The following is a 20,716-nucleotide window of genomic DNA, read 5'->3' as shown; positions in this document are numbered from 1 at the left end:
ATTTGATAGAAGTCAGGCTGGAAAAGTAAATATTATTATTAAGAAAACTATTGCTGTAAATGATCAATATCAATAACAGAATTTACAAAGCCCGCAAATTCTGCCATTGAAGACGGTATCGTTATAGATGGCAGCCTATGGTCGCTAGTGATGACAATTGTTATTTTTGCTGTACCATCCTTAGCAATTTCTTTGATTGTCTGACGAGAGGGATTAAGGACTCCTTCTAATTCTTGCCAATGTTCAGAAACTTCGTCAGATTGTAGACTTGAATCCAATGACCAAATATTTTGTCTTGGAAGATCTCGCAACTTGTTTCTCTCGCCGCGCATCAATTCGGTGCTCGGAGAGATCCCTGTTTTCTGAGATATTTCTTTTGGTGAAATTTTTGTTCCAAGTAATTCAAAGCAAACCTTCACAATGCTCTCCATGTTTACCACCCCTTAATATTCATATGTAGATATTTAGGTAATCCGGTCCCTTGGCGTGGTCCGGAATACATATTTCCGTTCTTGTCGGAGAAAATGTCATATCTTGAATCTAATTTCAAGTCACGTTTCATTTCGTGCGCATTCTTGTAATTATTGTTTTTGCAGGCTTTATCAAGTTCTTTTTCAGACATCCTTTTTGCACTTCTTGCCTCCTGATCGCTAGGAGTTGTTTTCCCATCCTCATCACAACTTTCAATGTTAAATCCTGGTAACCTAAGAACAACCTTGCAATTAACGGCAAGTCCATTAGCGTCAAAGTATGATACTGGATTTCCAAGCGCGTAAGCATAGGTATTCGTCCCCCCCTCCAATCCAATCGGATCGCTCTGTAAATACCGCCCCAGCGATGCATCATAGTAGCGATTCCAGTTGTACCACAATCCTGATTCAGTGTCGTAATACTGTCCCGGGAAACCGATATGCATGCCGCCGATATTGTCGACAATGACGGTGCGGTCGAATGCCGCGTTGGCGGCGCGCCAGGCGACAGCCCCGGTACTGTTGGTCTGCACTTCCGGCCGGCCCAGTTTGTCATTATGGCTGGCGTAGAACTGGTCGTTGCGCAGCACACCAAGCAATTCTCCCCCTAACCAGACATAGCTGCTGTTGAGTATTCCCTCTTCTAACAGCAACTCGCCACTGGGGCCGTGGATCGACAGTACCCAACCTGCCTGTGTACTCTTAAAATTGCGCTGATTCAATGCATTTACATAATATTCGCCTGCAGCAGTATCGTTGACATTGATTCCCGAAAGGCGATTGAATGCATCGTATGAATAGCTATGACTACCGTCATGTCGTGTTTCGCTTGCGACATTACCGACGGCATCGTAGGAGAACTGCCGAAATTGACCATTGCCGCTCCAGGAATCCAATTGGTTGCTATGTGGACTCGTTATGAAGCTGTAGCTGTTACCCCTTCTATTATGTCCAGTTCGGTTGCCCGCGAGATCCCATGAGAAGGCCTGCTGGTCGCCACTGCGTGAAATGCCAGCTACCCGATCTGCCTGATCGTAATCAATCGACTGCGACATTGCCGGATTGATAGAGTCGGTCATTGCGCCTACCTGACCTACGTTGGAATAGGTATAGGCGGTGTTTTGGGCGCTTCCGAAGACCTGGGTAACCAACGCATCGGCATCGAGTCGTAGTAAGCGCGGAGAGTTATTGCCGAAACGCCAGGCATAACGGGGGCCGCCAGCGGGTTGGTACAGGAAGGAATCGGCTATGGTTGCCCATGTGCCGGCCAAATTACTTGTGATCTTGGAGAGACGGCCGATACCATCATAGCTATAGTTGAGAACCATGCCGCGTGGATAGGTCATGCTTGTGAGGCGTCCGGCGCTGTCATAAGTCCAGTTTGTTATGTAATGATTCGCTAACACAAGGTTAAATTGGGTAATCAATTCTCCTTGGGCGTTATAGGTGTAGCGGGTTTCACCAGTTGCATCGCTAAAGCTTGTCAAGCGCCCCTTGCCGTATGCGCCTTCGTCATAGTTAAAAATTTCGCTGACACCATTGCTGACGCGAGAGCGCTTGCGTCCAAGGCTATCCCAGGAATATATGATGGTTTTACCATCTGCCCGGCTTTCTGAACTCAGGCGGCCAGCACTGTCGTAGCTGAATGTTGTGGTTCCTGTATCTGGGCTGACGACGCTCATAACCTGGCCAAACCCATTGTAGGTATAACGGGTTTGTAGTGGACGAGGATCGGTTACCGATTCCAAATTGCCCTGCTCATCGTACTCCAAAGTTGTTACTCCGCCGTCCGGCGCGGTGCTGTGCACTAGCCGATTAGCGGCATCATATTGATAATCAGTAACGCGCCCTAGAACATCCGTACTGCTTGTCTGATTACCATTATTGTCGTAGCGTTTTTCGACACGTTGGCCATTATTGCCCAGTTGAGTATAGGGCCGGCCCAAAGAATCAAGGACGGTGGTGGCGCTAAAGTCCGTCGTGCCAACGGCAACCGGAACAGTACCATTGAGCTGCGCATATTGGCGGGGGGAACTGTTGCGCACGCTGTTGCCGGGCACGTCGACAGCCAGGTTTACGAGTTCATTGAGCGCATTTCCGACAGATTCCAGCCTGCCCGCCGCATTGTATTTGTAGCGCAGCACACTGCCGTCTGAATTGCTGATCGTGCTGATCTGACGGTCATGGTTATATGTGTAAGCGGTGGTGCGTCCATTCGTATTTTGTGACAACATATTACCGCGTGGGTCGTAGGTGTAACTGGTCGTGACGCCATTGAGGTTCACATAGGTCATCGGTAAGCCGAGCCCGTTGTAGTTGCCCCAAGTTTCCACTTGTCCCAAGGGATTCGTACGTGAAATCAGGTTCCCGGACAAGTCGTATGTGGATGTATATGTTGCGGCGCCAGATGGCAACGACTCGCTGACTGTGCTGCTGGCGATTGCTTCGTTGCCATGGAAATTATAGGTGTATTGCAGCACACGTTGGCTTCCGCTGAGGACATCCGAGTACGTGGTACTTTCAAGCTTGCCTGTCGCCAGTCCTGAATTTACATAGCTGTATTGAATGCGCGCATAGACTTGATTGGTCGAATCGAGAAATTCGGTTTGGTTTATATTGTCGCCACCCCAGCTATTGCGAGTAGTCGATGCAGCGGGTGTGCCAGTGGCTGTCGTTTTTTGCAACAATTTTCCGTCCACGCTGTAGCTGTACGATGTCACTACGCCATTCCAGTCCGTCGTAGTACTTAAATATCCGTTGGCGTCATAGCTGCTTGCAGCAGCCGCAGCGCTGCAGGTAGTGCTTCCTGCCCGGGAAATGCTGGTGTTTTTGAGCTCACCGTTTATGTTGGAAAAACCATGGCGTGTCACGTCTCCCTTGGCAGTCGTGATGGTGGTTCCCGATGCGTCGTAAACGAAGGTATCGACTTCCTCACCGCCGGCCAAACGGCTTTGCTGTACGCGTTTGTCTGGATAGTAGCTATAGGTGCTATAGCGCTCTCCATTGATCGAAATACCGGTGAGCAAGGCTGGATCGGCATTTTCATAATGGTACTGTCGAATGTCTGGTGAGTTGCCCGGCGATGTCACTTTTGCCAGGAGGCCAGAAGCACTATATTCGTAGCTCCATTGACTGTCTGCCGAGTCGCGCACTGTGGCAACCAGGCCATTGCTCCCATAGGTAAATTGAATGTTTTGACCTATGTGATTGGAGATCTTGCTGACGCGATTAACGCCGTTGTACTCATAAAAAATACCTACGCCAGCCAAATTGACAATGCTAAGAATGCGCCCGCCCGTATCATAGGAGTAAATAAGTTTTCCTTTGAACAGAGTCCAGCCATCGGAGGTATATTGCAATTCCCCGACCGTATCGCTACCACCTGGCGTATAGATATAGCTACCTTCCTCGCCGACATCACGTTTGTAGCGATGCGTAAACTGTTTTCCACTTGCATCAGTGACCATCGCTGACGCTGGAATGCACATGGAACCCATTCTGATACAGCCTGCATTGCTGGCAATAATCCTCGGAACATCATATTTTGACAGCCAGTTTTTCCCGAAAAATGTACCGGTTGCCTGGCGGCTGCGATAGGTCCGTTCCAGTCCAAGCCCGTACTCTCCTTGGGAAAAAATCCGTTTCTGTCTTGTGCTTTTCACCGGTAGCGATAACCACTGGATTGTCAGTCGATTGTGGAGCACCGGACAGGCAGTCTTTATCTATATTCGAATTATTCTCATATGTAGGTGCAGCTTTCGGCGAACCACCTTGGCCTCCGTCTCCGGGCTTGGCACCACCAAAACCATAATTGATCGGGCTAGGAGTATAGTCAGTTTTGCAATATTCCGTACCATCCTCTTTATAGGCCCATTTTTTCCAGGACCACACTCGTGTATATGTACGGTGCTGTCGGCATTGGCAGGTGAAGGTGATATCGAGAGGAAACTGGCTATGAAAATGAGGAGGATATTTGCCGAATAAAATTTCACTATTTCTCCTGAGAGATTTGCATAAAATATACCAAAAAAAATAATGTTAGCATTTTAAATTGTTTCTTGGTAGTAATTTCTCTACTGTCGGTTTGCACCTATTCATCGCTTTATTCACCCCGATCTGATGTGATGTAATAGTGATTCGAGTACTAACGTCCGATCCTGATCATTCAAGCCCAGCAGGGGTTGCTCCCAGTACTTGTGGGCGGGGCCTTTTTTGGTAACGCGGTCTTGCTGGCCAAACTGATGCACCCGCGCCACGCGCGCCACCCAGCCAAAGAATTCGATCTCGATCCCGTCGCCGGCGGCCTTTACATTCAGGTGTTTTGAGGTGCGGATCTTGGCGAACGGCGCCGCCTTCTGCCGCATGATCCGTCCATTCTTGCCCTTGAATTCCTCGCGCGGCCTGCGCGCCGGATAGGCTGTGCCATCTGGCCCCTGTTGGGCCTTGATGCGCTGCGCCTCGCTGCGGCGCAGGTCGATGGCCACTTTGTGATTGATGGCGCGGCGCTGGGCCGGCTGCAGCTTGGCCAGCAACGCGCCGGCCCAGGTTGCCAAAGCGTGCAGGTCGCCGCTCACGGTGTCGCCTCGGGCGTTCGCTATTCGGCCAGCAGGGTATCGCCGTCATACAGCTTCCAGAACTCGTCCGCCTAGGCCGGCATGTGCTGTATTTCGGCCAGGTGCTTGATGTCCAGACGGCCAGCTTCGCCGGTCTTGACGGCCGCGCGCTCGCTCAGGTTCAGCTTGATGGAAATGTCGACCGTTTCGAGGTTGTTGAATTCCACCTCGATGACAATACCGTGCTCACTGCATGCCATTCGAACAGGTCAGTGCCGAGCATGGCCATGCAGGGCTGAGCCAGCGATTACATTGCGTGCGGCGCCGCCCGGTCCGATCACGCCAGTCCGCAGACGCCATCCAGAATGACTTCCATTCGGCACAGAATGGCGTTATGAGCATCACCTGTGCTAGAATCTCGCCGCGCTGCCCGGATGGTGAAACTGGTAGACACTGGAGACTTAAAATCTCCCGCCTGTAAGGGCGTGCCGGTTCGATTCCGGCTCCGGGCACCAGCGCACAGAATTCGGCAGCATAAAAAAGCCACTAAGCCCAATGCAATCAACGGGCTAGTGGCTTTTTTTGCGTCCCGCCATTTCCTGTATTCCTGATTAAATCCGACAAAACCAGTTGCGGTTACGCGTGCGGGTTTCTGGCAGCAACTTAGGTGCCGTGTCGGGGGGGAACCGTCCCCAACACGAGCGAGGCCGGGTTTTATTGTCGCCGATCAAGCATCAAAACGTCGCCTTGAACTGTACCCCATATGTGCGCGGTTCGTTGATGATGCCCGTCAGGTTGTCGAAGTCAATGGCGCCCAGCGACTGGATCTGGTTGGTGATGTTGCGGCCGTAGGCGGAGATTTCGTATTTGTCCCATTTGTAGCCGACGCGCAAGCCGCCTTCGAGCAATTCCTTGGCCTTGTATTCCTTCGCTTCATACAGGAAGAAGTTGTAGCTGGTGCGGTAAGCCCAGTCCGTGTAGGCGTAGAACTCGCCATTGGCGAGGGGGATGCTGTATTTCAGGGTGAAGTTGGTTTGCCATTCCGGCGCGCGGGGCAGCGGGTTGCCGTCGATGTAGGCCGTGCCCTTGAATGGGCCGACGGGGTCGGTGACGGTGCAGCCGCTGGCCGGGTTGTTTTGCGCATTGCCGCAACTGAGGACGAACAGTTTCTTGTCCTGGATTTCAGTGTGGTTGTAGCTGCCGCCCAGGGTCATGCTGAGCGAATCGCTGAGATTGGCCTGGAAGTCCAGTTCCACGCCCCGGCCCGTGGCCTTGTCGGCGTTGATCAGCTGGTTCATGTTGACGGCGCCGCTGCCGGCCGTCAGCTGCTTGTCTTTCACGCGGTACTGGAATACGGCCACGCTGAGGCGCGCGCGCTTGTCGAACAGGTCCTGCTTGATGCCGGCCTCGACGGACAGCGCTTTCTCGGCGCCCGCAAACGAGGGGCGGTCGGCCAGGCCGTTCAGGCGGCCCTGCATCGACGGCGCGCGGTAGCCGGTGGCGATGCGCGCGTAGGCATTCGTTTCCGGCGTCAGCACATAGGTGCCGCTCAAGTCCCAGCTGACGTTGTGCGAAGTGTCATGCAAGTTGAAGGGGCCGGCCGTGGTCGCTTCCACGCGCTTGGCCGAGAAATCCTTCTTGTCGCTCGTGTAGCGCAGGCCGGCGCGCAGTTTCAGGGCTTCCGAGACCGTGTAGTTCAGCGAGCCGAAGGCTGCATACGATTTCGAGCTCTGGTTTTGCGTGGCGTAGGCGCTGTTTTGCGGATTGCCGGGTGCCAGGCTGTCAAAGCTGATGCTGTCGATCTGGATATCTTCCTTGAAGTAGAACAAGCCGCCTATCCATTGCAGCGGGCCGCGGGCAGACGATTCGGCGCGGAACTCCTGCGAAATCTGCTTGTGGTTAGGAATCACGTCGGCCGTTTCCACGACGAATGGAATGAAGCCGGGGCCCATGGGCGGGGCATACACGGCGCCATAGCCGCCGTCGACGTCGGCACGGCTGTAGAAATCGAGCTTTTCGTAGCCCGTGATCGAATGCAGGGTCACGCCGGGCAAGTCCCATTTCAGGCGCATGCTGCCGCCCTTGGTTTTCAGGTGCTGGCGGTTGATGCCGTCGGTCGGGTAGGAGCCGTAATCGAAATTGTCGACGAGGTCGTTGGTGCCCTGTTTCAGGATGTTGGCGCGGAACAGCGTTGCCGTGCCGTCGAGGTTGCGCGCATGTACGTTGAACAGCGCCGTGAAGTCGCGCGTGGGCTTGACGAGCACCTGCAGGCGGGCGGCGCTGTCTTCATAGCCTTCGAAGTCGCGCGTGCCGGTGGGGCGGGGGTTGTGCACGCGGTCGTCGCGGCGCTGCGTCTGGCCGGAAAAGCGCAGGGCGACCGTGTCGCTGACGGGCACGTTGAACGCGCCTTCCAGGTTCTTCATGCCATCCTTGCCGAAGCCGCCGCTCAGGTAGCCTTCCGTCTTGAAGACGGGCTTGGCGGAATCGAACTTGATCACGCCGGCCGGCGAGTTGCGGCCGAACAGGGTGCCTTGCGGGCCGCGCAGCACCTCGACCTGGTCCACGTCGAACACGGGAAAGCCTTTCAACATGGCATTTTCCTGCACCACGTCGTCCATGACCAGGCCCACCGGCTGTGAGGCGTTCAGGTCGAAGTCGGTATTGCCCAGGCCACGGATGTAAAAGCGGGGGAAGGTGCGGCCGTAATCCGATTCCACGGAGACGCTGGGCGAGCGGCTGTTGAGGAAGCGGATGTCGGCGCCGCCGGCCGTCAGGGTGTCGAGCTTGTCGCCTTTCAGGGTGGCGATGGACATGGGCACGTCCTTGATGTTTTCCGCGCGCCGCTGCGCCGTCACGATCACCGTTTCCAGCTGGCCGGGACCGGCCTGTGCCGCCGGGGCGGCTGGCTCCGCGACGCTGTCCTGCGCCATCGCTTGCAAGGGAAAGGCGGCAGCGATTGCCAGGGCAATCAGGGTGTGGCGTACGGTGCTGGCATGCGGTGTCATCATGAAACGGCTCCTGTCGGTCAAGGTTGTTCGAAAGGTCCAGGCTGGCGCTAGTCCGCTAGACGAAAAATCATGCTAGCACGGAAAGTTTTGGTATTCATGCCATTTTCCAGCGGCGGCTATTCATATCTGTTTCGACTCAATACACGAATAAAATCGTATTTGTCGTCAATATCTGGCGGGTGCATAGTGGAGTGCCGGCAGGCATGCGGCAACGCAAACAATGGTGCGGCCGACGGCAGTTTTCCCTGCGACAGCACAAAACGCCGGGCGCCATGGCGTATCAACGGCTGGGGCGCGGTGTGGAAAACGCGACAGCGCGCCGTTTTTTTTTGCGCCACCCGATGTTGTTGTGATGCCACATTGCGCGATGGCCCGCTACCGGCCTGCCGTTGCCGCCTGGCGCAGGACCTGCCTTCGATGTTGCCATGAGACATATCCAAGCCCGACTTCGCGTAGAATATAAATTATTCCAAATGGGAAACTTATATTTCTACTATGTCAATTATATCCGCAAGCGCGCCGGCCGGTGACGGCATCCAGCTTTCCGAACTGATCGGCGCCCTGAGCCAGGCGCTCGACATCACGGAAGGGCAGCCAGAAGGCCATTGCATCCGCTGCTGCTGGATCGGCATGCATGTGGGACGCGAACTGGGCATGCCCGATGAAGACTTGTGGAATCTGTACTACACCCTGCTGCTCAAGGATCTGGGCTGCAGCAGCAATGCGGCGCGCATCTGCGAGCTGTACCTGACGGACGATCTGTCTTTCAAGCAAGGCTTCAAGACGGTGGGCGACAGCCTGCCGCAGGTGCTGAAATTCGTCCTCAAGCACACGGGCCTGAAGGCGGGCCTGGCCGAACGCTTCCGCGCCGTGATGACGATTCTGCGCGACGGGCCGCAAATTGCGCAGGACCTGATCGCCACGCGTTGCCAGCGGGGCGCCGACATCGCCCGTTTGCTGCGCTTTCCGGAATCCGTGGCGCAGGGCATCTACAGCCTCGATGAACACCACAATGGACAGGGCAAGCCGGACAAGCTGGCAGGCCCGGCGATCCCCCTGTTTTCCCGCATCGCCTTGCTGGCGCAGGTCATCGACGTGTTTCATACGGCCGATGGCGCGCGCGCTGCCCAGGCCGAAGTGCGCCAGCGCGCGGGCAGCTGGTTCGACCCGCAACTGGTGCAGGCCTTCGAGCGGGCGGCGCAGGCGGGCAATTTCTGGTCCATGCTGCGCTCGCAGGAGATCACGGCCGCCGTGGCGGCGCTGGAGCCGGCGAACCGCTGCGTGCCCGTCGACGAGGATTATCTCGACGACATCGCCGCCGCGTTCGGCCAGGTCGTCGATTCGAAAAGCCCGTACACGAGCGGCCACAGCGCCCGCGTGGCCCTGTACACGGACATGATTGCCGAAGCCATGGGCGTGACCCCGGAACGGCGCCGCTGGCTCAAGCGGGGCGCCTTGCTGCATGACGTGGGTAAACTGGGTGTCAGCAATAGCGTGCTGGACAAGGCTGGCAAACTCGACGCGGAAGAGTGGCAAGCCGTGCAGCAGCATGCGCGCTACACGGAAACGATACTGTCGCGTATCCATGCCTTTGCCGAACTGGCGGTCGTTGCCGCCGCCCATCACGAACGGCTCGATGGCAAGGGCTATCCGCGGGGTTTGACGGCGGACGATATCAGCCTGGAAACGCGCATCATTACCACGGCCGATATTTTCGACGCCATTACGGCCGACCGGCCTTACCGGGGGCCGATCCCCATCCCGAAAGCGCTCGAGATCATGGCTGAAACGGTGGACACGGCCATCGACGCCCAGTGTTTTGCCGCCTTGAAAGCGGCGCTGGCGCGCTTGCCCGAACTCACGCAGCAGGGCGCCGAGCGCTTGGCGGCCTGAGCGCGGGCTGCCGCGTCTTCAGATGGGGAATGCGCCCGCGCCCGACACATTCAGGCAGGCCACCTTGTCGCTGGAAAAATACTTGATTTGTCCCAGGCCGATCGCATAGCAGCCGTCGCTGAGCGGGGAAATGGGGCCCGTGAGTTTTTCGCCGCTGACCAAGGTCACCACCCAGGGCGTGGTGGCCGGTTTGCCCGCGTGGGCCAGCGCGTGTTGTACCAGGTCTGACATGCTGCCTCCGATGGAAATCAAAGCCTGATGATAGCAGTGCCGCACGGGCGTTTGGCGTTGGCGTGAAGGCCAGGCGTGCCGTCTGCGCCACGGCGGGCGCGAAAAGTATGAACTATTGGCATTATTTATTTGTATATTGGCAATCAAATGATATAGTTGACAAGTACCCGAGGCTGAAAGATTTGCCAGAGGCGATGTTTATCGACCATCTTCTGCCGTGCGGTGTTTGTCCGTCGGGCGCCGCGCGCAGTACTTTTGAAAGCCGCACCATGACCAGCCCCTGCCACGACGCACCCCCTCGCTTTTCCATGCCCCCGCCGCCCGTCACCAATACGCCGCTGGAATTCATGCCCACGCACGACCTGTCCTTCTGGGACAGCGATGTGTCGCCGGGCTGCACGGTGTCGCTCGATGCCGCCATGTCGTTCAAGGATGGCTATCCCTCCTTGCGCGTGGATTTGCCTGCGGGCTTGCCTGCAGGCACCGTCGTGCGCGTGGGCACGTCGGGTGCGACGGGCAAAGGCCAGCCCCGCATTCCCTTCGGCTGGGACTTGCGGCGCTTTTCCTTTGCCTTGCGCTCCACGAATGCCGCCATCATGCAGATCGGCGGCATGATTTACCTGGGCGATAGCGAATGGAGTAATTACTGGTACGGTGCGCTGAATGCCTTGCATTACGGCGGCTCGGCCGGGGCGGACACGGTGATGTTCATCGACAATGAATGGTGGGTGCCCAAGCTGGACGCACCGCTCGATTGCGAAGGTGTGCCGACGGCGGCGACCCTGGCGCGCGGCAAGTTTACGGTGCAACTGTCCGCAGCCACCACGCAGCCGGAAACGATCTGGCTGGGCATGTTTGCGGCATTGCCCAAGCGTACCTTGCCCACGGTGATACTGTCGTTTGACGACGGCTTTGCTTCCTGGGATACGTATCTGATGGAGCGCCTGAAGTATTACGGGCTGCCTGCCTCGTTTGCCATCGTCACATCCCTGCTGGGACAGCCCGACTACATGTCGGCCGAGCGCATGAAGGTGCGCTTCGACGACCCGTCGCGCCTGTTCGACTTCATCCTGCACCAGAGCGTGCACGACAATGTCGTGGTGCAGGGTTCCGCCAATTATGTGACGGCGCTGCAGGTGGGTCGCGACCAGATGCGCACGGCAGGCATCAGCGGCGATGGCCCATCGCACCATGCCTGGGTCGAATCGCTGTGGACCGATACGGCCATCGACGCCATGCGCAAGGCCGGTTTCCTGTCGGCCCGCGCTGCCGGCTACACGGCCGAGAGCGGCTTTGACCAGGTGTTTTTTACCGGCAAGGACAAGGCTGCGTTTATCCTGAACACGGCTTCCGTGAGCCTGACGAACGATGTCACGTTTGCACAGGTGCAAACGGCCATCGAAGAGGCGGTGGGCAATGACAGCTTTGTCTTTGTGAACGGCCACGATATCGTCAGGACGCCCGAGTCGACGTACCAGACTTCGTATGCCGTCATCGATGAATTGCTGGCGTGGCTGGCGGGGCAGGTGGCGGCCGGCGCGCTGCAGGTGGTGTCGCATAGCCGCTGGTTTGCCGATACGACGGGCAGGGTGACGGACCGGCGCTGACCGCCCGGGGAGCAGGGCTGCGCCGGCGCCTTACGCGTCGGCCAGCAAGTTCTTCGGCAGTGCCACCGATACCAGTTTCCAGCGCCACAGGCCGTCGCGGGCCAGGGTCAGCTCGCCGATATGGCTTTTGCTGTGGGCGCGCTGCACCACGACGCTGTCCCACGAGGTGTAGCGCAGCTTGTAGTCGGGCTTGGTATTGCGCTTGCGGCCGCTGATATCGCTGACCTTGGCGATCGGGTTTTCGTAGCGGTCATTGAGCTTCATCAGGGCGACGATACCCTCGGGCATCAGCATGGTGTCAAGCAAGGGATCGATGACGTCGGGACTGATGTCGTCGGCCACTTCCGGCGCCGAAAACAGCGCATGCAGTTGCTCTCCCAGGCTGCCGCGCAGCTGCGCCAGGTCGATCTGCGCCGCCAGGGCCTGGGTATCCTCGTCCATGGTCGCCGCACGGATCTTGTTCATGGTGAAATACGGGCTGCCATAGAAGGCGCCGGCCAGCGTGACCAGTGCCACTACAGCGAGAAGCATCATTCTTTTCATTGTGCAATCTCTCGGATGCCTGGCGACCCGGTGCGCCTGAAGTGTTGGCATTCTACATAATATTTCCCAAAATCAATATAGAGGTTTATGTAAATGTTGTTTTAGATCAAGTTTCTTCAAAGTAATTCCGGCGGCAGGGTGATGTCCGTCAATTTCCAGTCCCAGATGCCATGGCGGCGCAGTACAAACTGGCTGGCGGCGGGGCCGGCGCCCGTGCGCCGCAGCACCACTTCGTTCCACGAGCGGTACGCCATGCCGAAGTCGTGGCGCTTGCCGTCTGGCCCCTGTTTGCCGTGCAGGATCAGTACCGTCAGGCCGGGCGGCGAGACGATGGTGTCGAGCATTTCCTTGAACTCTGCCTCGCTGGCCGTTTCGCCCGTCGCCCGCAGTTGGCGCGCCACGCTGGCCCGCAGGGCAGGCAGGTCGGCCTGCTGCGCCAGGTTTTCCAGGCGCACGGATTTCGCCGCAATGCTGATGCGGTACATGGCGATGTAGGGACTGACCCAGGTGAAGCCGATGGCGGCGACGGCAAAAATGAGCGCGGTGGCGGACTTTCTTTTCATGCTATGGCTCGTTGGGTCGCCGCTTGCACGCGGGGGTCAATAGCCGCCAAGGATCTGGTATTCCAAACCTTGATTTCCTGCGCTGCGTATCTGGATGCGGATTTTCCGGAAGGTGACTTCCGCGGGAAAACTGGTGATCTCAAACGACAAGTCTTGCGAAAACGACGGCCGTGCCAGGTCGCCTGCATACTCTCTGTAGGCAATGCGCAAGGTGTGATTGCTGTAGCCCTGGTATAGCAACTGCGAATTGATGGACCTGTCGATAGGCGCGGTTTCCACTCCCGGGCCGAATTTGATGCCGGGGTTGACATCTTCGTGCCACCACATCAGATCGCTGGCGACCATCACCTGGTCCAGCAGGCCATCATTGTTGCGGTCGGCAAAACAGGCATTCCTGGTCATCCCGGGCAGCAGCATGTTGAAGACCTGGCGTTCGGTGCAGTAAGCGGGCTTGCCTTCAATATCGGCGCGGTACAGGAAGTCGCCCTGGATGACGGCAACGCGCCCGCCGCCGATGGACACGGCGCGTCCATCGTAGATCTGATAGCCCGTTTTGCTTGTGTATTGGAATGTGGACAATAGCGCTTCACCTGCCGTGACCTTTGAAACGATGTTCAGTTGCGGATCATGGCCGATGCGCTCCATCGTGCGGCTCGTCTCGCGGACTTCCATGGTGGCGCATCCGCTCAGTAACAGGGCAGCGATGGCGATGCGGCATAATTTTTTCATTGATTTCCTTGTTTGTCCTGGGCGCGCTCATGCACAAGCCGGCGTGCGTCAGGGACGGGGGGCTAAATATTTCCAAATGATAAGTTCAGTTGTCTGTGAAAGAAAGGGAAAATGCGCTTTTTTCCACTGTGGCGGACGATGGCGGACTTCGATCAGCTGTATGGGGGGCGGATGGTGTAGCATTCGTGCCGGCGCGGACCATCGCGCCGCAATATTGAGGACAACCATGAATATCACTATCAATCAGGTGCTGCAGTCGTATATCGACCCGCTGACCGCCAGCGAATACGCGGCGCTCGAACGCAGCCTGCTGGCCGAAGGCTGCCGCGACGCGCTGGTGCTGTGGAACGACGTGCTGATCGACGGGCACAACCGCTACGCCATCTGCCGCCAGCACGGCATCGAATTCAAGACCATCCAGAACACCAGCTTTACCTCGCTCGACGACGTCATGCTGTGGATGATCGACAATCACCTGGCGCGCCGCAGCGTGTCGGACTTCCAGCGCGGCGTGCTGGCCTTGCGCAAGAAGGAAATCGTCGCCGCGCGCAGTCCGGCGCCCGTCAGCGCCCAGGATGCGCCCGAAGGCGAAAACGCGCCGAAGCCACCCATGAGCACGCGCGAAGAGGTGGCCAAGGCGGCGCGCCTGAGCAGCAACCAGATCAGCCAGATCGAGAAGATCCAGAAAGCGGCGTCGCCGGAACTGGTCGAAGCGGTCCGCTCGGGCACGATCTCCATCAATGCGGCAGCCACCGTGGCGTCGCTGCCGCCGGAAGAACAGGTGGCGGCCGTCGCCGGCGGCAAGAAGTTATTACGCCAGGCGGCCAAGGAAATCCGCGAACAGCGCGCCGCCACGCGCACGCCGCGCGAGCCGAAAGTCCACGTGCCGCAGGATACCCCGGAGACGGGCAACGAGCCGTGGGCCGAGAACGCGGCCCAGGCACCGTCCGAAGCGGAACGCCTGCGCGGCGAGATCGCCAGCCTGAAACAGAAGGTGGCGCAGCTGCAGGCGGAGAACGTGGAACTCAACCAGCGCATCGCCGCCTTGATTGACGCATCCTGATCTGGAGTTTGTGCATGTTACGTCGCAGTGCCCTGTTTGCCTCCGTCGCCGTCGCCAGTATTCCCGCGCTGGCCGCGCCCGCCGCTTCCAGCGCCGTTGCTGCCGCGGACATGGCCCGCTGGCAGGCGCAGGCCGCCAATGTCAGCATCGCGCGCGACACCTGGGGCATCCCCCATGTGACGGGCAAGAGCGATGCCGATGCCGTGTTTGGCCTGATGTATGCGCAGGCCGAGGACGATTTTGCGAGAGTCGAACTCAATTACATCAACGCCATGGGGCGCCTGGCGGAAGTGGAGGGCGAACGGGAGCTGTACCGCGACTTGCGCATGAAGCTCTTCATCGATCCGGCTGACTTGCGGGCGCAGTACCGCGCCAGCCCGCCGTGGCTGCGCAAGTTGATGGATGCGTTTGCCGATGGCCTGAACTTTTACCTAGCCACGCACCCGCAGGTGAAGCCGCGGCTGATCGCGCATTTCGAGCCGTGGATGGCCTTGAGCTTCAGCGAAGGCAGCATCGGCGGCGATATCGAATCGATCAACCTGGCGCAGCTCGCGGCGTTTTACGGCCAGCAGGCCAGTCCTGCCGCCGTGGCGCTGGCCAGCGTCGAAGCCGGGTTGGCGTCGGGCCTGGACCCCGAGCCAAGCGGCTCGAACGGCTTTGCCATCGCGCCCGCCATCACCAGGAATGGCCATGCGCTGCTGATGATCAACCCGCACACCTCGTTCTACTTCCGTCCCGAAGTGCACATGAGCAGCAGCGAAGGCTTGAACGCATATGGCGCCGTCACCTGGGGCCAGTTCTTCGTCTACCAGGGTTTCAATGAGCGCCTCGGCTGGATGCATACCTCGGGCGGCGGCGACGTCATCGACGAATACCTGGAAAGCATCGTGGACAAGGACGGCGCCTGGTTCTACCGCTATGACGGCGGCTTACGCCCCTTGAAAGCCGTGCCCATCACCTTGCCATATAAACTGGCCGATGGCGCCATGGGGTCGAAAACCATCACCGTCTATTACAGCCACCACGGTCCCATCGTGCGCGCGCAGGACGGCAAATGGGTGGCCGTGCGGCTGATGAGCGAGCCCTTGAAGGCGCTCACGCAATCGTACTCGCGCACCAAGGCGCGCGACTATGCGGCGTTCTACAAGACGATGGAATTGCGCACGAATTCGTCGAACAACACCGTGTATGCGGATGCGGATGGCAATATCGCCTATTTCCACGGCAATTTCATCCCCGTGCGCGACCCGCGCTTCAACTGGAAGCAGCCCGTCGACGGCAGCGATCCGGCCACCGAGTGGCAGGGACTGCACACGGTGGCGCAAACCATCACCCTGTTCAATCCGAAGAATGGCTGGATACAGAACACGAACAACTGGCCGTATTCGGCGGCCGGCGCCAACAGTCCGCGCCAGAGCGACTATCCGGCCTACATGTCCGTGTATGGCGAAAACGCGCGCGGCCTGCACGCCGTCAAGGTCTTCCAGAACAAGACCGGTTTTACCCTGGACAGCCTGATCGCCGCCTCCTACGACAGCGAACTGACTGCCTTCGAATCCCTGCTGCCGCCGCTGTTCGCGGCATACGATGCGCTGCCGGCCGGCGACGCGCAACAGCTGGCGCTGGCCGGCAAGATCGCGCTGCTGCGGGCCTGGGACTGGCGCTATGCGCTCGATTCCACGGCCACCTCGCTGGCCGTGTTCTGGGGCCAGGAGCTGGCCGAACTGGCGGGCAAGCAGGCGAGGGAACTGGGCGTGCCTGTGGTCGACTTCATGGCCACGGACAAGGTCAGCGCAGCGCAGCGCCTGGCGGCACTGGCGACGGCGGCCGATAAACTGCAGCGCGATTTCGGCAACTGGCAAACGCCGTGGGGCGAGATCAACCGCTTTCAGCGCCTGACGGGAGATATTGTGCAGCCGTTCGACGATGCGCAGCCGAGCCTGCCCGTGCCTTACGCCTCCGGCAACTGGGGCGCGCTGGCCGCGTACGGCCAGAGCAGCAAGAGCACCACGCGCAGGATCTACGGCGAGCGTGGCAACAGCTTTGTGGCGGCCGTGGAATTCGGTCCCCGCATCAAGGCGAAAAGCATTCTCGCCGGCGGCCAGAGCGGCGACCCGCGCTCCCCGCATTTCAGGGACCAGGCGGCCATGTATGCGCGCGGCGAGTTCAAGGAAGTGTTGTTCTATCCCGAAGACGTGGCGAAGCACCTGGAACGCAGGTACCGGCCGGGGGAATAAGGAAACCCGCAGCAAGAGCTGGGGTCGTACCCTCAGGGTACGACCCCGGTCGTTCTGGTCCTGGGTTGATTTGAAATATCAAATCGCGTCCAGCGCCGTGCGCAGGTCGTGGCGCAGATCCTCGATATCCTCGATGCCCACGGACAGGCGGATCAAGCCGTCGCCGATGCCCAGCTTTGCCCGCTGTTCCGCAGGGATGCTGGCATGCGTCATCAGGGCCGGGTGCTCGATCAGGCTTTCCACGCCGCCCAGGCTTTCGGCCAGGGCGAACACTTCGCAACGCTCGAGGAAGCGGCGCGCGCCCGCCAGGTCGGTATCGAGGTCGATGGAGATGATGCCGCCGAAGCCGTCCATCTGGCGCTGCGCCAGCGCGTGCTGCGGGTGCGATGCCAGGCCCGGATAGAACACCTTGCGCACTTCCTTTTGCTGCTCCAGCCACTGCGCCAGCGCCAGGGCGCTTTCGCAATGGCGCTGCATGCGGATGGCCAGGGTTTTCACGCCGCGCAGGGCCAGGAAGCTGTCGAACGGCCCCGCAATCGCGCCCACGGAGTTTTGCAAGAAGCCCAGCTGCTCGCGCCATTCCGCCTGGCGTTCTTCCGCGCCCACGATGGCGATGCCGCCGATGATGTCCGAGTGGCCGTTCAGATACTTGGTGGTCGAGTGCACGACGATGTCGAAGCCGTGTTCCAGCGGGCGCTGCACCAGCGGGCTGGCAAACGTGTTGTCGGCCACGGCGATGATGCCCCGCTCGCGGCAGATGTCGGCAATCGCGCGCAGGTCCGCCAGTTTCAGCATGGGGTTGGTGGGCGTTTCCACCCACACCATCTTCGTTTCCGGGCGCAGCGCGGCCAGCAGGTTTTCGGGATTGGTCAGGTCCACATACGTGAACTGGTGGCCGGCCGAGCGGCGGCGCACGCGCTCAAATAAACGGTAGGTGCCGCCGTACATGTCGTCGCCGGCCACGATATGGCTGCCCGCGTCCAGCAATTCCAGCACGGACGAGATGGCGGCCAGGCCCGAGGCGAACGCAAACGCTGCGCTGCCGCCTTCCAGGTCGGCCACGCAGCGCTCGAGCGCCCAGCGCGTGGGATTGTGCGAGCGGCCGTAATCGAGTCCCTTGTGCACGCCGGGGCTGTCCTGCACGAAGGTGGAGGTGGCGTAAATGGGCGGCATGATCGCGCCCGTCGACGGATCGGGCGACTGGCCGGCGTGGATGACGCGGGTGGCGAGGTGGCTCTTGCGGGGAGTGTGCTGGCTCAAGATAGTGTCCTGCGTAAGTGGTTGAGAAGGTCGAAGCGGGTGATCAGGCCATAGAAGGCGTCGGCGTCGGCGACGACGGCCGTCAGGCCCCGGTCCAGGGTGGCGCGCAGGGCGGGCAAGCCGCTTGACGGCGCCAGCGTTTCGATCTGCCTCGTCATGGTGGCGCCCACCAGCGACGCGAAATGGGCGGCGTCGCCGGAGACGTGCAGCAGCAGGTCCGATTCGTCGAGGATGCCCACCAGCTGGCCGCCATCGATGACGGGCAGCTGCGCCAGGTCGCTGGCGCGCATGCGGTTGAAGGCGGTGAGCAGGGTGTCGCCCGGCGCCACGCTGACCACGTCGCCCTCGTCGTAGCGGCGGCCGATCAGGTCGCGCAAGTCGCCGGACGGCGCGCGCTGCAATAGACCCTGGTCGCGCATCCAGCCATCGTTGTAGACCTTCGACAGGTAGCGCGTGCCCGTGTCGCACACGAAGGTGACGACGCGCTTCGGGGTCGTCTGTTCGCGGCAGTACTTGAGGGCGGCGGCCAGCAGGGTGCCCGTGGACGAGCCGCCCAGGATGCCTTCGGCCAGCAGCAGGGCGCGCGCGGAATCAAAGCTTTCCTGGTCGCTGATGGTGTAGGCGCGGCGCACGCTGTCCATGTCGGCGATCGAGGGAATGAAGTCTTCGCCGATGCCTTCCACGGCCCACGAACCGCTCGTGTCCGATACTTTTCCTGACTCGATGTATTCGGTGAGGATGGAGCCTTGCGGGTCGGCCAGCACGAATTCCAGCTTCGGCTGCACCTTGCGGAAGTAGCGTGTCAGGCCCGTCAGGGTGCCGGACGAGCCCACGCCGACGACGATGGCGTCCACGTCATGCCCGCTTTGCTCCCAGATTTCGGGAGCCGTCGTCGTTTCGTGGGCCAGCGGATTGGCGGGATTGTTGAACTGGTCGGCAAAGAAGGCGCCCGGCAGTTCGCGCGCCAGGCGCGCCGCGTAATCCTGGTAGTACTCGGGATGGCCCTTGCCCACGTCCGAGCGCGTGGTGTGCACTTCCGCGCCCAGGGCTTTCAGGTGCAGCACTTTTTCCGTCGACATCTTGTCGGGCACCACCAGAATCACGCGGTAGCCCTTGATGCGGCCGACGAGGGCCAGGCCGATGCCTGTGTTGCCGGCCGTCGCTTCGATGATGGTGCCGCCCGGCTGCAAACGGCCGTCGGCTTCGGCCGCTTCGATGATGGACAGGCCGATGCGGTCCTTGATGGAACCGCCGGGATTCTGCGATTCCAGTTTCAGGAACAGCTGGCACAGGCCCGTGTCGAGCCTGGTCACTTCGACCAGCGGGGTATTGCCGATCAGCTTGTATAACGCCGGCGGCGAGGGTGGGGGGGGCATTCGGTCATTCATGGTGGCTCCTGTCAGCGAAACAGCCGCTCCGGATTGTGTCCCGAGCCGCTTTCCGTGCAAAAGGGCGGAGTGTAGGCTTGCGGACATGGCCTGCGAACGAATGTTTTAATGCTTGCATATGCGGCTTTCGCATATGCCCGGGAATGTGAACCATCGCAGTATGCACCGTTTTCAGGCGCCTTGCCTCGGCAATGGCGCCCGTATTAAGCTGCTGCAAGCCCGCCATTGCGATTTATAATCACGCCTCGAAAAGGTGCTAAACAGTATCCTGAAAAACCAGACGAACAGGGCAGGCGGCAGTGGCAAAACTTTATTTCCGGTATTCCGCAATGAACGCGGGCAAGTCGACGGCCTTGTTGCAGGTCGCGCACAACTATGAAGAGCAGGGCCAGCAGGTGCGCCTGTACACGGCGGCCATCGACAGCCGCTATGGCGTGGGCAGGGTCACCTCGCGCCTGGGCCCGCAGCGCCAGGTCGATATCTTCCATGCCGACACGAATTTCCTGGACGCTATTCCCCAGGTGGCTTGTTTGCTGGTGGACGAAGCGCAATTCCTCAGCACGGCGCAAGTGCAGCAGCTGCACCAGCTGGCGCAAGTGAAGGGCGTGCCCGTCATCTGCTACGGTTTGCGCACGGATTTCAAGGGCGAACCGTTCCCCGGCTCGGCCTATCTGCTGGCGCTGGCCGACGATATCGAGGAATTGAAGAATATCTGTACTTGCGGCAAGAAGGCCACGATGAACATCCGCGTGGACGAGCAGGGCCGCCGCATCAAGGAAGGTGAGCAGATCAGTATTGGCGGCAACGAAAGTTACCGCCAGGCGTGCGGGCGCTGTTTCTACGCCTGAGTTTACTCGGCCGCCGGCGCGCCCACGTCGGCATCATCGGCCAGCGCCAGGTCGCCCCGTTCGAAGGCGGCGAGGATTTCATTGGCACGCGGTAAGTCTTTCTCCCGCACCATGACGCGCGCGCCGCCGATGGCGGGCGCCAGCAGCAGATTGGCCTGCATGTGCTGGTCATCCGTGAGGATGACGTCGATACCGGCCGCTGCCAGGCAGCCGCGGATGACGTGCGCATCCGTGGGTATCATCAGCCGGGCTATCAAAACATAGTCGTTGTGCATCGGGTCTCCTGGCGCTGTGGTCTGCGCCATCTTAGCATCCTGCCGCCG

Annotated in this window: 17 protein-coding genes and 1 tRNA gene; 6 read left to right on the top strand and 12 right to left on the bottom strand. The window is 59.5% G+C overall.

The window, feature by feature from the left end:
• Positions 1 to 47: 47 nt before the first annotated feature.
• From VPH41_RS13400 to VPH41_RS13385, 4 genes are all read right to left on the bottom strand, one after another.
• The gene (locus VPH41_RS13400; protein ID WP_215408985.1) at positions 48 to 431 is read right to left on the bottom strand and encodes a DUF4279 domain-containing protein; all 384 of its coding nucleotides are present in this window, start codon (positions 429 to 431) and stop codon (positions 48 to 50) included.
• A 2-nt stretch (positions 432 to 433) separates the two neighbouring features.
• On the bottom strand, positions 434 to 4,132 hold the full coding sequence (locus tag VPH41_RS13395; RefSeq protein ID WP_328570394.1) for an RHS repeat-associated core domain-containing protein: 3,699 nt from the start codon (positions 4,130 to 4,132) through the stop codon (positions 434 to 436).
• A gap of 444 nt (positions 4,133 to 4,576) precedes the next feature.
• Positions 4,577 to 5,044 (bottom strand): phage virion morphogenesis protein, encoded by a 468-nt coding sequence (locus VPH41_RS13390; RefSeq protein WP_328570393.1) that lies wholly within the window; start codon positions 5,042 to 5,044, stop codon positions 4,577 to 4,579.
• Positions 5,045 to 5,115: 71 nt separating this feature from the next.
• Positions 5,116 to 5,283 carry a phage tail protein gene (locus VPH41_RS13385; RefSeq protein ID WP_328570392.1) on the bottom strand — a complete coding sequence of 56 codons (168 nt, stop codon included), beginning with the start codon at positions 5,281 to 5,283 and terminating at the stop codon, positions 5,116 to 5,118.
• A gap of 168 nt (positions 5,284 to 5,451) precedes the next feature.
• On the opposite strand from VPH41_RS13385, the gene VPH41_RS13380 reads away from it, so the two are divergent.
• A tRNA-Leu gene (locus VPH41_RS13380) sits at positions 5,452 to 5,538 on the top strand.
• A gap of 219 nt (positions 5,539 to 5,757) precedes the next feature.
• On the opposite strand, the gene VPH41_RS13375 is transcribed toward VPH41_RS13380, so the two are convergent.
• On the bottom strand, positions 5,758 to 8,028 hold the full coding sequence (locus VPH41_RS13375; RefSeq protein WP_328570525.1) for a TonB-dependent receptor: 2,271 nt from the start codon (positions 8,026 to 8,028) through the stop codon (positions 5,758 to 5,760).
• Positions 8,029 to 8,526: 498 nt separating this feature from the next.
• Here VPH41_RS13375 and VPH41_RS13370 point away from each other — a divergent pair, with 498 nt between their 5' ends.
• Positions 8,527 to 9,924, top strand: a complete 1,398-nt coding sequence (locus tag VPH41_RS13370) for an HD-GYP domain-containing protein (protein WP_328570391.1) — start codon at positions 8,527 to 8,529, stop codon at positions 9,922 to 9,924.
• A gap of 18 nt (positions 9,925 to 9,942) precedes the next feature.
• On the opposite strand, the gene VPH41_RS13365 is transcribed toward VPH41_RS13370, so the two are convergent.
• Positions 9,943 to 10,155, bottom strand: coding sequence for a hypothetical protein (locus VPH41_RS13365; RefSeq protein WP_099763360.1), 213 nt, complete (start codon positions 10,153 to 10,155; stop codon positions 9,943 to 9,945).
• A gap of 269 nt (positions 10,156 to 10,424) precedes the next feature.
• Here VPH41_RS13365 and VPH41_RS13360 point away from each other — a divergent pair, with 269 nt between their 5' ends.
• Positions 10,425 to 11,762, top strand: coding sequence for a hypothetical protein (locus VPH41_RS13360; RefSeq protein WP_328570390.1), 1,338 nt, complete (start codon positions 10,425 to 10,427; stop codon positions 11,760 to 11,762).
• 30 nt (positions 11,763 to 11,792) lie between these two features.
• On the opposite strand, the gene VPH41_RS13355 is transcribed toward VPH41_RS13360, so the two are convergent.
• The 3 genes from VPH41_RS13355 to VPH41_RS13345 all read right to left on the bottom strand — a co-directional run bounded on the left by VPH41_RS13355 (position 11,793) and on the right by VPH41_RS13345 (position 13,597).
• Positions 11,793 to 12,296, bottom strand: coding sequence for a DUF2939 domain-containing protein (locus VPH41_RS13355; RefSeq protein ID WP_328570389.1), 504 nt, complete (start codon positions 12,294 to 12,296; stop codon positions 11,793 to 11,795).
• Between the two features lie 125 nt (positions 12,297 to 12,421).
• Complete coding sequence (locus VPH41_RS13350; RefSeq protein ID WP_328570388.1) at positions 12,422 to 12,868, bottom strand: DUF2939 domain-containing protein; 447 nt, start codon at positions 12,866 to 12,868, stop codon at positions 12,422 to 12,424.
• A gap of 36 nt (positions 12,869 to 12,904) precedes the next feature.
• The gene (locus VPH41_RS13345; RefSeq protein ID WP_328570387.1) at positions 12,905 to 13,597 is read right to left on the bottom strand and encodes a hypothetical protein; all 693 of its coding nucleotides are present in this window, start codon (positions 13,595 to 13,597) and stop codon (positions 12,905 to 12,907) included.
• Between the two features lie 226 nt (positions 13,598 to 13,823).
• Here VPH41_RS13345 and VPH41_RS13340 point away from each other — a divergent pair, with 226 nt between their 5' ends.
• Positions 13,824 to 14,660 (top strand): hypothetical protein, encoded by an 837-nt coding sequence (locus tag VPH41_RS13340; protein WP_287778616.1) that lies wholly within the window; start codon positions 13,824 to 13,826, stop codon positions 14,658 to 14,660.
• A 14-nt stretch (positions 14,661 to 14,674) separates the two neighbouring features.
• On the top strand, positions 14,675 to 16,897 hold the full coding sequence (locus VPH41_RS13335; protein ID WP_328570386.1) for a penicillin acylase family protein: 2,223 nt from the start codon (positions 14,675 to 14,677) through the stop codon (positions 16,895 to 16,897).
• A gap of 78 nt (positions 16,898 to 16,975) precedes the next feature.
• On the opposite strand, the gene VPH41_RS13330 is transcribed toward VPH41_RS13335, so the two are convergent.
• On the bottom strand, positions 16,976 to 18,157 hold the full coding sequence (locus VPH41_RS13330) for a trans-sulfuration enzyme family protein (protein WP_328570385.1): 1,182 nt from the start codon (positions 18,155 to 18,157) through the stop codon (positions 16,976 to 16,978).
• Positions 18,154 to 19,545 carry a cystathionine beta-synthase gene (locus VPH41_RS13325; RefSeq protein WP_328570384.1) on the bottom strand — a complete coding sequence of 464 codons (1,392 nt, stop codon included), beginning with the start codon at positions 19,543 to 19,545 and terminating at the stop codon, positions 18,154 to 18,156. Before VPH41_RS13325 ends, VPH41_RS13330 begins: the two co-directional genes overlap by 4 nt.
• A 299-nt stretch (positions 19,546 to 19,844) precedes the next feature.
• Here VPH41_RS13325 and VPH41_RS13320 point away from each other — a divergent pair, with 299 nt between their 5' ends.
• Positions 19,845 to 20,393, top strand: a complete 549-nt coding sequence (locus tag VPH41_RS13320) for a thymidine kinase (RefSeq protein WP_099667472.1) — start codon at positions 19,845 to 19,847, stop codon at positions 20,391 to 20,393.
• Positions 20,394 to 20,395: 2 nt separating this feature from the next.
• On the opposite strand, the gene VPH41_RS13315 is transcribed toward VPH41_RS13320, so the two are convergent.
• Positions 20,396 to 20,698, bottom strand: a complete 303-nt coding sequence (locus tag VPH41_RS13315) for a putative signal transducing protein (RefSeq protein WP_328570383.1) — start codon at positions 20,696 to 20,698, stop codon at positions 20,396 to 20,398.
• Positions 20,699 to 20,716: the final 18 nt, after the last annotated feature.

The organism is Janthinobacterium sp. P210006 (genome assembly GCF_036231885.1).
GTDB classification, from domain to species: Bacteria; Pseudomonadota; Gammaproteobacteria; order Burkholderiales; family Burkholderiaceae_D; genus Janthinobacterium; species Janthinobacterium violaceinigrum.
This window is presented reverse-complemented; position numbering and strand designations above follow the sequence as displayed.

Coding starts and splice junctions, on each gene's coding strand:
- VPH41_RS13345 (WP_328570387.1), bottom strand. CDS start 13,597: ATGAAAAAATTATGCCGCATCGCCATCGCTGCCCTGTTACTGAGCGGA.
- VPH41_RS13340 (WP_287778616.1), top strand. CDS start 13,824: ATGAATATCACTATCAATCAGGTGCTGCAGTCGTATATCGACCCGCTG.
- VPH41_RS13315 (WP_328570383.1), bottom strand. CDS start 20,698: ATGGCGCAGACCACAGCGCCAGGAGACCCGATGCACAACGACTATGTT.
- VPH41_RS13360 (WP_328570390.1), top strand. CDS start 10,425: ATGACCAGCCCCTGCCACGACGCACCCCCTCGCTTTTCCATGCCCCCG.
- VPH41_RS13385 (WP_328570392.1), bottom strand. CDS start 5,283: ATGGCATGCAGTGAGCACGGTATTGTCATCGAGGTGGAATTCAACAAC.
- VPH41_RS13325 (WP_328570384.1), bottom strand. CDS start 19,545: ATGAATGACCGAATGCCCCCCCCACCCTCGCCGCCGGCGTTATACAAG.
- VPH41_RS13350 (WP_328570388.1), bottom strand. CDS start 12,868: ATGAAAAGAAAGTCCGCCACCGCGCTCATTTTTGCCGTCGCCGCCATC.
- VPH41_RS13365 (WP_099763360.1), bottom strand. CDS start 10,155: ATGTCAGACCTGGTACAACACGCGCTGGCCCACGCGGGCAAACCGGCC.
- VPH41_RS13370 (WP_328570391.1), top strand. CDS start 8,527: ATGTCAATTATATCCGCAAGCGCGCCGGCCGGTGACGGCATCCAGCTT.
- VPH41_RS13335 (WP_328570386.1), top strand. CDS start 14,675: ATGTTACGTCGCAGTGCCCTGTTTGCCTCCGTCGCCGTCGCCAGTATT.
- VPH41_RS13355 (WP_328570389.1), bottom strand. CDS start 12,296: ATGATGCTTCTCGCTGTAGTGGCACTGGTCACGCTGGCCGGCGCCTTC.
- VPH41_RS13400 (WP_215408985.1), bottom strand. CDS start 431: ATGGAGAGCATTGTGAAGGTTTGCTTTGAATTACTTGGAACAAAAATT.
- VPH41_RS13375 (WP_328570525.1), bottom strand. CDS start 8,028: ATGACACCGCATGCCAGCACCGTACGCCACACCCTGATTGCCCTGGCA.